Genomic DNA, 12,867 nt, shown 5'->3' with positions numbered 1-12,867 from the left:
CCCAACACGCCGCCGGTCCTGTGCCCAGCGCATCGCCGCTGACCTCGACGATGTTTCCCCAAGTTACCTGCCACGTGATTTCGGCCACGTCCCGCGCAGCCTAGCGCGTGACCGTCCGGATACCCTCCGTTCGACGGTGGTGGGCGCGGGGATGTCACCGCTTCACTGGTTTCCCCGTCCAGCCGAAAGGACCCGCCATGACCCGACGCCTGCTCGGCGCCCTGTTCACCGCCGCGACCGCCACAGTATTGCTGGGGGTCACACCGGCGAACGCGGCCGCGGCGAACTTCGCCGGCACCGTGGCCCTGTCCAACTGCTCGGGATCGGTGGTCAAGCCCGCCGCGACGCCCGACACCGCGCCCGCGCTCGTGATGTCGAACGGCCACTGCCTCGAAACCGGTTTCCCGGCGCCGGGCCAGGTGATCACCAACCGCACCTCCAGCCGGACGTTCACGCTGCTCACCGCCAGCGGCAGCAACAAGGCGACGCTCCGGGCCAAGAAGATCGTCTACGGCACGATGACCGACACCGACGTGTCGCTCTACCAGCTCACCACCACCTACGCGCAGATCAAGGCGAGCTATGGGATCTCGCCGCTGGAACTGTCGAACGCCCACCCGTCGGCCGGTGCCGCGATCGACGTCGTCTCGGGGTACTGGAAGCGCATCTACTCCTGCAACATCGACGGGTTCGTCTACCGGTTGAAGGAGGGCAGCTGGACCTGGAAGGACTCGATCCGCTACACGTCCGCCTGCCAGACCATCGGCGGGACCTCCGGTTCGCCCATCATCTCCGGCGGCAAGGTCGTCGGCGTGAACAACACCGGCAACGAGGACGGCGAGCGCTGCACGGACAACAACCCGTGCGAGGTCGACCAGGCCGGGAACGTCACCGTGCACTACAAGACGAACTACGGCCAGGAGACCTACGGCATTCCCGCGTGCCTGACCCCGGCCAACGAAATCGCGCTCACCCAGGCCGGCTGCACGCTGCCCCGGCCCTGACGCGGCCCCCGCACCCGGTCAGGCCGTGCTCGTGACGGCCTCCGGGTGCGGGACCGGTTGCGGGGCCGCGCCCGGCCACGCCGCTTCGGCGCCGGGCGGCGGCTCCCCGATCAGCTCCAGCAGCGCCTCCAGCCGGCGTTTCCCGGTGACTTTGACGGCCGGGACGTCGGCCTTCGGACCGGTGAGCTTCGCCGCGACGCCCAACGGCGTCAGCGCTTCGACCAGCCGCTCGTGCATGCCGGGCGCGAGCGGGTCGACGCCCAGCAGGTAACCCTGCGTGCCGGGGCGGCCGCCGGCCAGCGCCCACATCCGCAGCATCGCGCCACTCAGCCGGAACCCGTCCGGCACCGCTTTGCCCGAGTCGTCCTCGACCGGCCCCGCGCAGCCCTCACGCAGCCACCGCAGCGCCAGCGGCAGCAGATCGACCCGGAACGACGTGCGGACCTGCGGGCGGCCGCAGTCGGCCTTCGAGACCTGGGCGTCCGCACCGCGGCAGCGGAACTCGCCGGCCAGGACGTGAGCGCGCCACGGCTCTTCGACGACCACCGAGAGCCGGGCGGCGGTGCGCCCGAAGCCGGTGATCTGGCCGTGGCAGCACAACAGGCCGGCCAGGTCGCCCAGGCCCGGCCCGCTGGCCTCGGCGGAGAAGAGCGAGATCGTCCGATCCACCGCGCCATACTAGAACACAAGTTCGATTCGCGGCAGGTCTCGCGCGGATCTTCAGCCGGCAGGCTGATCCAGCCGGCGGCAGGCCGGAGTGCGCTGTTGCGCCGCGGCGAGGGCGGGGACGTCGTCGAGGCCCTTGAGGTAGTCGAGCGCGTCGATGCGGTCGAGCGTCGCCCTGGCCTGGCCGAGGGCCTCCTTCGTCGCCGCGGCGTTCCCGCGGGCCGCTTCGATGCGGCGCCGCGCGTTCTCGGCCTCCACGCGGATCGCGGTGAACTGCCCGATGACGTCCTGGCGCCCGCCGTCCGCCGACGGCAGCGGCGGCGCTCCGAGCGCGTTCAGCCCGGCCAGGCTCTGGTCGAGCCCGTCGACGACCGAAGCGAGGAGGTCACTGGACGTCCGGGACGCCTTCTGCGGCGTGCTGGGGTCGACGGCCGGCAGTGACGCGAGCGCGCCGACCAGGTGCGTCACCGCGTCGCAGTAGCCGCTCGCCCAGTTCGCCACCGGATCGGGCCGCGGCGACGGCGTCGTCACCGGAAGGTCCTGGTCACGCGGCGGCGCCTGCACTTCGGCGGGCTGCCCGCACCCGGCGAGACCGATGGCGATCGTCGTGGTGAGAGCGGCGAAAACGGTCGTCCGCTGCCGCACTCGCGTACCTCCTGCCCGACGACGTCCCGGCAGGCCCGACGGTACCGACTCGGTGGTGCTTCGCAAGTCGCCGGGCCTTTCTGGGACGGGCAGGCCCCGGGCCCGGTGCGCGTCGCGGCGCACCGGGCCCGGGGTCACCCTGGAACTCAGGCCTTGATCTCGGCCGGGGTGTCGGAAATGACGGTGCCCCGCCGCTTCGACACCACGATCGCCGCCACGATCACGGCGACCGCGACGAGCGAGATGATGATGCGGACGGCGGCGTTCTCGTCGGGACCGATCGAGAACTGCACGACGGCGGGCGCGATCAGCACGGAGACCAGGTTCATCACCTTGATCAGCGGGTTGATCGCCGGGCCGGCGGTGTCCTTGAACGGGTCACCCACGGTGTCACCGATGATGGTGGCCTCGTGCGAGGACGAGCCCTTGCCACCGTGGTTGCCGTCCTCGACCAGCTTCTTCGCGTTGTCCCACGCGCCACCGGAGTTGGCGAGGAAGATCGCCATCAGGGTGCCGCAGGCGATCGCGCCGGCCAGGTAGCCGGCGAGCGCGCCGGTGCCCAGGCCGAAGCCGACCGCGATCGGGGCGAAGACCGCCAGCAGACCCGGCGTCGTCAGCTCACGCAGCGAGTCGCGCGTGACGATGTCGACGACCTTGCCGTACTCGGGGCGGGTGGTGCCCTCCATGATCCCCGGGATGTCGCGGAACTGGCGGCGCACCTCGAAGACGACCGCGCCGGCGGCCCGGGACACCGCGTTGACCGCGAGACCGGAGAAGAGGAACACCACGGCCGCACCGACGATCACGCCGACGAGCGTGTTCGGGCTGACGACCTCGTTGATGAACGACTTCGCCGCGTCCATCCCGGTGACCACGCCGTTGCCCATGCCGGACAGCGCCTTGGTGATCGCGTCCGAGTAGGACCCGAACAGCGCCGTCGCCGCGAGGACCGCCGTGGCGATCGCGATGCCCTTGGTGATCGCCTTGGTGGTGTTGCCGACCGCGTCGAGCTCGGTCAAGATCTGCGCGGCCTTCTCGTCGACGTCACCGGACATCTCGGCGATGCCCTGCGCGTTGTCCGAAACCGGGCCGAAGGTGTCCATCGCGACGATGACGCCGACGGTGGTCAGCAGGCCGGTGCCGGCCAGCGCCACGGCGAACAGCGCGACGCCGCCGCCCAGCAGGTAGGCGCCGAACACGGCGGCGCCGATCACCAGGGCGGTGTACACAGCGGACTCGAAGCCGACCGAGATGCCGGACAGGATGACCGTCGCCGGGCCGGTTTCCGAGGTGCGGCCGACGTCCTTGACCGGCTTGTACTCGGTGCCGGTGTAGTAGCCGGTCAGCTTCAGGATGATCGCCGCGAGCACGATGCCGATGATCACCGCGACGGTCGCGATGACCGCCGGGTTGCCGCTGTTCTCGAAGCCGGCGCCGAACTCGGAGAAGCTGCTCGGCAGGTACACGAACGCCGCGATCGCCGACAGCACCGCGGAAATCACCGCGGAGATGTAGAAGGAGCGGTTGATCGTGACGAGGCCGCCCTCACCCGCGCGCGCCTTGGTGATGTAGACACCGATGACGGCGGTGATCACGCCGATGGCCGGCACGATCAGCGGGAAGATCAGGCCGTGCACGCCGAAGGCGGTGCTGCCCAGGATCAGCGCGGCGACCAGCATGACGGCGTAGGACTCGAAGAGGTCCGCGGCCATGCCGGCGCAGTCGCCGACGTTGTCGCCCACGTTGTCCGCGATGGTCGCGGCGTTGCGGGGGTCGTCCTCCGGGATGCCCTGCTCGACCTTGCCGACCAGGTCCGCGCCGACGTCGGCGGCCTTGGTGAAGATACCGCCGCCGACACGCATGAACATCGCGATCAGGGCGGCGCCGAAGCCGAAGCCCTCGAGCACCTTGGGCGCCTGGCCGGTGTAGACCAGCACGACGACCGCGGCACCGAAGAGGCCGAGGCCGACGGTGATCATGCCGACCACGCCGCCGGTGCGGAACGCGACGCGCATCGCCTTCTCGCGGCCGCCTTCCTCACGCGACGCGGCCGCGACGCGCAGGTTGGCCTGCGTCGCCAGCCACATGCCGAGGTAGCCGATCGCGAACGAGAAACCCGCACCGACCAGGAAGAAGATCGAACGGCCGATCTTCTCGTTCCAGTCGTCGGCGGGAAGGATGAAGAGCAGGAGGAACACGATCACGCCGAAGATGGCGAGGGTGTTCCGCTGCCGCTTGAGGTACGCGGCCGCGCCTTCCTGCACCGCCTTGGCGATGTCCTGCATCTTGGCGGTGCCCTGGCCTGCGGCCAGCACCTCCTTGAGCAGGACGTAGCCGATGACGAGTGCGGCAAGCGCGACCACGGCGACTACACCGACAATCGTGTAGCCACCTCCGGAGAGCGCGAGATTTCCGCCGCCCTCCGCGAGGAACTGCCGTGACATTCGTCCTCCATGAGACGTCGCCGTGCGCCAGCGTCGACGGCAAGCCGAGGGTTCGACACGGCCGGCGCTGGCATGGACCCTGTACCGAGCGACACGCTAGCCGGGCAGCAATGCACGTCTCACATGACGCTCACCACAGAGGGTGTGGATTGCGGGAGTGTATTGGTATCGCAACCAGCGTCTTCACGCCGTCCCGGTGACGGTACATTCCGTTACCTTGTGAGCCTCCTCACTTGATCGATCACCCTTTCGCCGATCCGTTGGCGCAGCTGGGGATGCCAGAACTGTCGGACCCCTGTGCCAAGCTCGGCGGGTGGACGAATCACGTGGGCAGCGGCTGCTGAGGCGGGTGACCGCCGGCATCCCGTCGCGCGAGCACCCGGTCACGCACGTCGCGGACCTGCCGGGCCGCGCCGCGCGCTACGCAGAGTGGCCGTCGTGGGCGGATCCGGCGGTCGTCGCTGCGCTGCGTGACTGCGGCGTCTCGGCGCCCTGGGCGCACCAGGCGGAGGCGGCGGCGCACGCGTACGAGGGCCGGCACGTAGTGATTTCGACCGGAACGGCATCGGGGAAGTCGCTCGCCTACCAGCTGCCGGTGCTGTCGCGGCTGGCCGCGGGCGAGAAGGCGAACGCCCTGTACCTGTCGCCGACGAAGGCGCTGGGCGCGGACCAGCTGCGTTCGGTGTCCTCTTTGGACGTGCCGGGGGTGCGGGCGGCGTCGTTCGACGGGGACACGCCGATGGCCGAGCGCGACTGGGTGCGCGCGCACGCGAACTGGGTGTTCACCAACCCGGACATGCTGCACCGCGGGATCCTCTCGGCGCACGGCCGGTGGGCCACGTTCTTCCGGCGGCTCAGCTGCGTGGTCGTCGACGAGTGCCACAGCTATCGCGGCGTCTTCGGCTCGCACGTCGCCCTGCTGCTTCGCCGGCTTCGGCGGGTGGCCGAGCACTACGGCGCTTCGCCGGTCTTCGTGCTCGCTTCGGCGACGACGGCTTCGCCGGCTTCGTTCGCCTCGCGGCTGACGGGCGTGTCTTGTGTCGCCGTGACGGAGGACGCTTCGCCGCGCGGCGCCCGGACGGTCGCGCTGTGGGAGCCGCCGCTGCTGGAGGAGCTGACCGGGGAGAACGGGGCGCCGGTCCGGCGTTCGGCCGGGGCGGAGACGTCGCGGATCCTCGCCGACCTGGTGCTGGAAGGCGCGCGGTCGCTGGCGTTCATCCGGTCGCGGCGGGGCGCGGAACTGGCGGCGCTGGGGGCGCGCCGCATTCTGTCCGAAGTGGACCCGGTGTTGTCGGAAACCGTTGCGGCGTACCGGTCTGGTTACCTGCCGGAAGAGCGTCGCGCGCTGGAGGCGGCACTGTTGTCGGGCCGGCTGCTGGGCGTCGCGACGACGAACGCGCTGGAGCTGGGCGTCGACATCGCGGGCCTGGACGCGGTGGTGCTGGCCGGATACCCGGGCACGCTCGCCTCGTTCTGGCAGCAGGCCGGCCGGGCGGGTCGCTCCGGCGATTCGGCGCTGGTGGTGTTCGTCGCGCGGGACGACCCGCTCGACACCTACCTGGTGCACCACCCGGCGGCGCTGCTCTCGCGGCCGGTGGAGACGGCGGTGCTCGACCCCGCGAACCCGTACGTGCTGGCGCCGCAGCTCGCGTGCGCCGTCGCCGAACTGCCGCTGACGCTGCCCGAGCTGGAGGTCTTCGGCGGCGCGGCCGCCCAGGAGGTGCTGGCCGAGCTGGCGGAGCAGAAGCTGGTGCGGCGCCGGTCGAGCGGCTGGTACTGGACGTCGCGGGACCGGCCGCACGCCGAAGTCGGCATCCGCGGCACCGGCGGGGAGCAGATCGCGGTGGTCGAGGCGGACTCCGGCCGGATGCTCGGAACGGTCGACCCGGGGTCGGCCTGCTTCGCCGTGCACCCCGGCGCGGTGTACCTGCACCAGGGGTCGTCGTACGTCGTCGACGAGCTGGACCTGGACCAGGGGCTGGCACTGGTCCACGCGGAGAACCCGGACTGGACGACGACGCCGCGCGAGATCGTGGACATCTCGGTGCTGGGCACCCAGGAAAAGCAGGACTTCGGCGGGGTGAGCGTCTGCCTCGGCGAGGTGGCCGTGACGTCGCAAGTGGTCGGGTACCTGCGACGACGGCCGTCCGGGGAGGTCCTGGACCACACGCCGCTCGATCTGCCGGAGCAGAGCCTGCGGACCCGTGCGGTCTGGTACACGGTGTCGTCTTCGCTGCTCGGTTCCGGCGACTCGGCTGGTTCGGTTGGTTCCGCTGGTTCGGATGGCGAGGTGGGGACCGGGGGCCATCGGGTGGGGACCGAATCTGCGGGGCCGGTGGGGACCGGGGAGGAGACCCAGGCGAACGGTCGGGGGCCCGTTCGCGAGGGTGGCAGGACACCGGGGGGTGCCGGATTGGTTCCGGCACGGGTCCCCGGTGCCCTGCATGCCGCCGAGCACGCGGCGATCGGCCTGCTACCGCTGTTCGCTACGTGCGACCGGTGGGACATCGGCGGGGTGAGTACCGCGTGGCACGAAGACACCGGGGAGGCGACGGTGTTCGTGCATGACGGGCATCCCGGGGGTGCGGGATTTGCCGAACGCGGTTATGCCGCGATTGTCCCGTGGCTGGCCGCAACGCGGGAGGCGATCGTCTCCTGCGAGTGCCCGACGGGATGCCCGTCCTGCGTCCAGTCGCCGAAGTGCGGGAACGGCAACGAGCCGCTGGACAAGGCGGGGGCAGTGGCTGTGCTGGGCACCGTGCTCGGGGCGTTGCGTCAACACGGTGCCTAGAACGGCCACTTGGTGGTCCATGGAGTTGTGTCCTGCTCCGCCTCGGCCGGGCTGGGACCGGCCGGCGGCGGTGGTCCGGTTTCAGGCCGCGGTGGTCTGGACCAGCTGCGAGGCTTCGGCGCCGGCCAGCGCACGGACGAGCACGTCGTGCACCTCGGCGGCGTCCGGCAGCTGCCAGCCGCAGACCTCGGGCTTGACGCGCCAGTGCACGACACCGTGCTGGAACGGCGACGGCGGCAGCGGGATGTAGCTGTCCTTGCCGTGCCACTGGATCCCGGCGCGCGAGGCCAGCTCGGCCGGCACGTGGTCGGCGACGGTGGTCAGGAAGAGCCAGCGACCGTTCGGCAGCGCGATGATCGGCGCGGGGTGGCCGATGGCGCGGAGGAGGCGGCAGGCGCGCTTGCCGATTTCGTCGTCGACCTCGATGGCGTCGAGCACGGTGCCGGTGGCGACGAGCAGGCTGTGGGTGCGGTCGGAGAACCAGGTGGCGACTTCGTGGGCGTGGGTGCCGATCTGCTCACGCCAGGCGTCGATGGCCGGAACCGGACGGCGCCAGGTGAGGTCGTCGCCACCGGTGAGCGGGGCGGGGTCGACACCCGGGAGCACCGGCCAGCCGCGCCAAGCGAGACCGATCGCCTCCGCCCGCAGTTCGATGCGGAAGGCACCGCGCCAGCTGTCCGGCCAATTCGCGTCCAACATCAGTGTTTCCTGCCTTCAAGTTCCGGTTCTCCGCGACCCCGTGGTGTCGCACATCTCACTTAACGGCAAGTTGCACATTGCCCGGAACCCCCGCGCGACAACCGGTGGTTACGAGGCGATGAACGCCCAGTGATCCGTACGGCCCGACCGAACCCCCGGGCGCGGATGGACGGCGAACGGCGACCGCACACGGACCGTTCGTCGCGGCAAACCCCGGGATCCGCGGGGTTTGCCGCCGCTCGTCCGGGGCGGTGGAGACGCCGCTTCGGCCCAGGTGAGCAGCCGATTCGACCGCTCGCCGTGCACCAACGACCGCTGCCCGTGACAATCAGCCGCTCATCGCCCGCCCGCGCGGATCAGCCGGTCACCGCCCCATACCGACCGGTCGGCGTCCGCCGGGCGGCTCGGGTCGGGAGTGATTGCGCTGTCGCCGAGGTGCGACGGGGCTGAGGGGTGGGTACCTCGGTGAGCGGGGCTCGCGGGTGGGATCCGCTGTCGCGGGTGTCGCGGACGGGCGACAAGCGTCACCCGTGCGCGAGAGTTGTCGCGGGTGCGCGACGGGTGTCACGGATGGGCGACAGGCATCGCCGAGCACGGCAGGTGTCGCGGGTGTGCGACAGGCATCGCCGAGCACGGCAGGTGTCGCGGTTGCGCGACGGAAGTCGCGGACGGGCGACGGGTGTCGCAGGTGCGCGATGACGGGCTGCGTGCGGCAGCTCCCCCTGGGGTGGCGGATGGAGCGTGCCGCCGAGGCCGCGCGTCGGTTCAGCCGCGCACGAGGCGGAGGGCATGCCGCCGCGGCGCGCGTCGGGTTCAGCCGTGGGGTGGGCGGATGGGCGTGCTGCCGAGGTTGTCCGTCGAGATTGCCGGGGCTGAACGTGCTGGTTCGGCCGCCGGGCCTGCGCGGGCGTGGGCGGAGGGTCTTGGCAAGCCCGCGATCGCCGGGGTGCTTGCCTCGACCTCGACCAGTGCGTCGAGCTGTTGCCAGCGGCAGGTCCGGAGCGTCACTCGCATCCGGTCGGCCACCCATCTTGCGCGCTCGCATGCCCGGACCGGGCCTTCGCTCGCGTGGGAGGCCGCCGCCAGGGCACCCAGGTCGGCCGCTGACTCCGCTCGGTGGCGCGCCATCACCGTCGCCCCTAGCCACATCGCCAGCGTTGCCACGACGGTCAGGGCCGCCACCGCCATGGCCGTCCAGATGGTGGCCGCTCCTCTGTCGGGGGCCTGGCTGTCAGCCATTCGTCACCTCCGTGCCCGGTTCGGCCACCGCGTAGGCCGTTGCGTCGAGGTGGATGTCCGGGAGGAAGCCGGCCGCCGGGTGGGCCGTCACCTTGGCCGTTATCTCGTCGCCGATTTGCTCGAACGCCAGGTCCGCGCCCGGTGGGCCGATCCGGTGGACCGCGGCCGTTGCCTCCTGCGGCTGGCCTCTGGCCAGCAGGCGCGCCGCCTCGCGGGCCGCGTCCGTGCAGCGCAGCTGGCTTGTCAGCACGGCCAGCGCCGCGACCAGGAGGACCGTCACCACCGTCAGGCCGGCCAAGCCGAGTGCTGCCTCGACCGTCACCGAGCCCTCGTCCCTGTGCCTCATGACGGCACCGCCAAGGCCTTCATGACCAGGTTCGTCAGCCACGAGACGACCGAGTCCCCGGTCAGCAAGGAATAGAGGACGGCGGCGAAGGCCGCGACGGCGACCGTGACGATGGCGTACTCGACCGTCGTGGAACCGTCGTCCGAGCGGAAGCGGCGGCGGAACGCGCGCATGGGGTTTCCCTTCCTATGGGTTCGTGGTCAGAACAGCGGGCCGAGCCGTCCCGCGAGGCCGAGGACGACCGGCAGCACGCCCAGGCAGAAGAAGGCCGGCAGGAAACACAGACCGACCGGCAGGGCCAGCGTCACCCCGGCCTTCTCGGCCCGCTCCTCGGCTTCGGTGGCCAGCTCGTCGCGGAACCGCCCGGCGAGGTCGCCGGCCGCCGTGGCGAAGGCCGCGCCCGACCGGGACGTCCGGATCGCCGTGGCGGCCAGCTCGCCGAGACCCGGGACGGCCCGCACCGGCGCCCATGCCTCGTCCGGCCGGGAGCCGAGGGCGAGCAGGCCGGCCGTCGAGCTCAGCGCCGCCCTCGCCGCCGCGGGCGCCGCACCGGCCACGGCCTCCAGCGCCGAAGGCACCGGCAGCCCGGCGCGCAGGCAGGCGGCGAGGAGGTCGAGCGTTCCCGCCAGCCGCAGCTTGGCGGCGATGTCGACGGCCGGTGATCGTGGCCGCCGGCTGCGGCGGATCGCCCACCACCCGGTTGCCGTCACGATCGTGCCTGCCACCACTCCGGTGACCCCGCCGACCAGCACCGCTGTCGAGACTCCGCCCACTGCCACCGCGATGGGCGGTAGCGCGCGGTGCCCCTTGCGGACGGGCTTCGGGCCGTCGGTCAGCCGGGCGAAGCGCCGCGCGATGGTTTCGTCAGGCCAGCTCAGCAGGGCCCCGGCGAAGAAGAGGAGCGCGATCGCGGTCATCGGATTCGCACCCGTCCGGTCAGGGCCCGGCACCAGGCCGTGCCCGCCCAGAGCAGGAGGCACCCGGCGACCAGCAGCACCTGGCCCGGCGTGCTGCCGGTCAGCACGGGCAGCGGCGCCGCGCCCATGGCCTCCCCCAGCAGCACGCACAGGACCGGCAGCCCGGTGAGCACCGCCGCGCTCGCGCGGGGCCCGGCGAGCTTCGCGCGCATCCGTCGGGCGAACGCCACGCCCGCCTCGGCGTCGCGGCGGGCCGCGTCGAGGACGTCGGCCATCGGGAGGCCGTGGCGTTTGCCTAACGTCCAGGCCGCGGCCAGCTGCGGCAGCACCGGTGCGTGCAGCTCGGTGTCGAGCCGGGCCGCCGTCGCCAGGGCGCGGAGGTCGCCTGTTAGCGCCGGAACCACGTCCGCGGCGGCTTCTGCCGCCGTGACCGGGTGGGCGCCGGACCGGAGCTCGGCCACCATCGTCCGCAACGCGGTCGCGGTGTGGGTGGCCATCGCCAGGTCCGCGGTGGCCCGGCGGTGGGCTCGCCACTCTTGGCTCCACGCCAGCGTCAGCACGCCGGCGGCGATCGCGCCGCCCGCTCCCGCCAGCAAGCCGGCGAGGGCAGTCGGCAGCAGCCAGCGGACGGCGCGCCACCCGTGGAGCTTCCGGATGGTGGCCGCCGGCTCGATCATGACCTGGAACCGGCTCGGCGCCGCGGGCCAGCACACCAGAGCCGCTCCCACGCACAGCGGCAGCCACGGGGTGATCATCGCCGTCTCCTTCGATTGCGCGGGAAAGGGTTCAGCAGCAAGGAAATCCGCACCAGCAGAAGACTCAGCACGCGATCGCCCCCGATGTCGGAAAGAGGTGCCGATCGACTGTCCACCGCCCCGCGCGCCACACCGGCACGACCCGGGCCCGGCCGTGTTCGGCACGAAGGACACCGACCTCGGCGAGGCGACGGCGGCCACCCGGTTCGCGCCGCATGTGCAGCACCACGCGGATCGCGGCGACGAGCTGGCTGTGCACGGCGTCGCGGCCGAGGCCACCGAGCGCCGCCAGTGCCTCGATGCGGGCGGGCACCTCCGCCGGGGAGTTGGCGTGGATGGTGCAGGCGCCGCCGTCGTGGCCGGTGTTGAGCGCGGTGAGCAGTGCGCCGACTTCGGCGCCGCGGACTTCGCCGACCACGAGCCGGTCAGGGCGCATGCGCAGCGCCTGGCGCACGAGCTCGGGCAGGCCGACCGCGCCCGCACCCTCCACATTGGGCGGACGGGCGACGAGGCTGACGAACTGCGGGTGCGCGGGCTGCAGCTCGCCGGCGTCCTCGACGCAGACGATGCGTTCGCCCGGGTCGACGGCGCCGAGCAAGGCGGCCAGGAGCGTGGTTTTGCCCGCGCCCGTGCCGCCGGTGACGAGGAACGCCGCGCGCCTCGAGACGACGTTGCGGAGCAGCTTGGCTCCGGCCTCGTCGAACGCGCCGAGTTCGCCGAGGGCGGTGAGGTCGTGCGTCGCCGGGCGAAGGACGCGGAGGGACAGGCAGGTGCCGGCAGCCGCGATCGGTGGGAGCACGGCGTGCACGCGGATGCGGCCGTGGGGGCCAGTACCCGGAAGCCAGCCGTCCACGTAGGGCTGCGCGTCGTCGAGGCGGCGTCCGGCTGCGAGGGCGAGGCGCTGGGCCAAGCGGCGGACGGATTCTTCGCCTTTGAAGCGGATCCCGGTGCGGGTGAGGCCTTGCGGGCCGTCGGTCCAGACCTCGGCCGGGCCGGTGACGAGCACGTCGGTGGTCGCCGGGTCGTCGAGGAGCGGGGCGAGCGGGCCGGCCCCGACGAACTCGTCGCGGGCTTGGCGGGCCGCGTCGAGCACGGCGCTGTGGCCGAGGGCGCCGCCCGCTTCGGCGCGGACGGCGGTCGCGACGGCGACCGGATCGGCTCGGCGGCGGTCGCCCGCGAGGCGGTTGCGGACGCGGTCCACGAAGTCGGTGGTCATGGGGTTGCCCGTCTTGGTCGGTGCGTGGGTTGTGGGGTGGCCGGCGGGTGGTCGCGTGCTGCGGTGACGTGGGTACCGGGCGGTGGGTCGGCGCGCGGGGTGAGGCGCGGTGGTATGGCAGGGCGCCGGATCGCCGAGTGGCCGC

Annotated in this window: 12 protein-coding genes; 2 read left to right on the top strand and 10 right to left on the bottom strand. The window is 72.2% G+C overall.

Annotated elements, in window-relative coordinates; translation table 11 throughout:
• Positions 1-197 precede the first annotated feature (197 nt).
• Positions 198-1,004 (top strand): S1 family peptidase, encoded by an 807-nt coding sequence (locus ACWDN5_RS03950; protein ID WP_310969139.1) that lies wholly within the window; start codon positions 198-200, stop codon positions 1,002-1,004.
• Between the two features lie 18 nt (positions 1,005-1,022).
• Here the strand turns inward: ACWDN5_RS03950 and ACWDN5_RS03945 are convergent, their stop codons facing one another.
• From ACWDN5_RS03945 to ACWDN5_RS03935, 3 genes are all read right to left on the bottom strand, one after another.
• Complete coding sequence (locus ACWDN5_RS03945; RefSeq protein WP_310969141.1) at positions 1,023-1,673, bottom strand: hypothetical protein; 651 nt, start codon at positions 1,671-1,673, stop codon at positions 1,023-1,025.
• Between the two features lie 51 nt (positions 1,674-1,724).
• Positions 1,725-2,315 (bottom strand): hypothetical protein, encoded by a 591-nt coding sequence (locus tag ACWDN5_RS03940; RefSeq protein WP_449674291.1) that lies wholly within the window; start codon positions 2,313-2,315, stop codon positions 1,725-1,727.
• 146 nt (positions 2,316-2,461) lie between these two features.
• Positions 2,462-4,759 (bottom strand): sodium-translocating pyrophosphatase, encoded by a 2,298-nt coding sequence (locus tag ACWDN5_RS03935; protein WP_310969143.1) that lies wholly within the window; start codon positions 4,757-4,759, stop codon positions 2,462-2,464.
• Between the two features lie 349 nt (positions 4,760-5,108).
• On the opposite strand from ACWDN5_RS03935, the gene ACWDN5_RS03930 reads away from it, so the two are divergent.
• Positions 5,109-7,550 carry a DEAD/DEAH box helicase gene (locus ACWDN5_RS03930; RefSeq protein WP_449674318.1) on the top strand — a complete coding sequence of 814 codons (2,442 nt, stop codon included), beginning with the start codon at positions 5,109-5,111 and terminating at the stop codon, positions 7,548-7,550.
• A gap of 81 nt (positions 7,551-7,631) precedes the next feature.
• On the opposite strand, the gene ACWDN5_RS03925 is transcribed toward ACWDN5_RS03930, so the two are convergent.
• The 7 genes from ACWDN5_RS03925 to ACWDN5_RS03895 form a co-directional block, all read right to left on the bottom strand.
• On the bottom strand, positions 7,632-8,249 hold the full coding sequence (locus tag ACWDN5_RS03925; protein ID WP_449674289.1) for a bifunctional DNA primase/polymerase: 618 nt from the start codon (positions 8,247-8,249) through the stop codon (positions 7,632-7,634).
• 813 nt (positions 8,250-9,062) lie between these two features.
• Complete coding sequence (locus tag ACWDN5_RS03920) at positions 9,063-9,488, bottom strand: Rv3654c family TadE-like protein (RefSeq protein ID WP_449674287.1); 426 nt, start codon at positions 9,486-9,488, stop codon at positions 9,063-9,065.
• Positions 9,481-9,810, bottom strand: coding sequence for a TadE family type IV pilus minor pilin (locus ACWDN5_RS03915; RefSeq protein WP_310969676.1), 330 nt, complete (start codon positions 9,808-9,810; stop codon positions 9,481-9,483). The genes ACWDN5_RS03920 and ACWDN5_RS03915 overlap by 8 nt, the downstream gene beginning before the upstream one ends.
• Before the next feature lie 20 nt (positions 9,811-9,830).
• Entirely contained in the window at positions 9,831-10,007 is a 177-nt protein-coding gene (locus ACWDN5_RS03910) for a DUF4244 domain-containing protein (RefSeq protein ID WP_310969148.1), read from the bottom strand.
• A 27-nt stretch (positions 10,008-10,034) separates the two neighbouring features.
• The gene (locus ACWDN5_RS03905) at positions 10,035-10,751 is read right to left on the bottom strand and encodes a type II secretion system F family protein (protein WP_449674285.1); all 717 of its coding nucleotides are present in this window, start codon (positions 10,749-10,751) and stop codon (positions 10,035-10,037) included.
• Positions 10,748-11,506 (bottom strand): type II secretion system F family protein, encoded by a 759-nt coding sequence (locus ACWDN5_RS03900; protein ID WP_449674283.1) that lies wholly within the window; start codon positions 11,504-11,506, stop codon positions 10,748-10,750. Before ACWDN5_RS03900 ends, ACWDN5_RS03905 begins: the two co-directional genes overlap by 4 nt.
• A 64-nt stretch (positions 11,507-11,570) precedes the next feature.
• Entirely contained in the window at positions 11,571-12,722 is a 1,152-nt protein-coding gene (locus tag ACWDN5_RS03895; protein WP_449674281.1) for a TadA family conjugal transfer-associated ATPase, read from the bottom strand.
• Positions 12,723-12,867: the final 145 nt, after the last annotated feature.

The organism is Amycolatopsis sp. NPDC003731, from assembly GCF_053586895.1.
The sequence above is the reverse complement of the archived record's forward strand: the minus strand, read 5'-3'. Positions and strand labels throughout refer to the sequence as shown.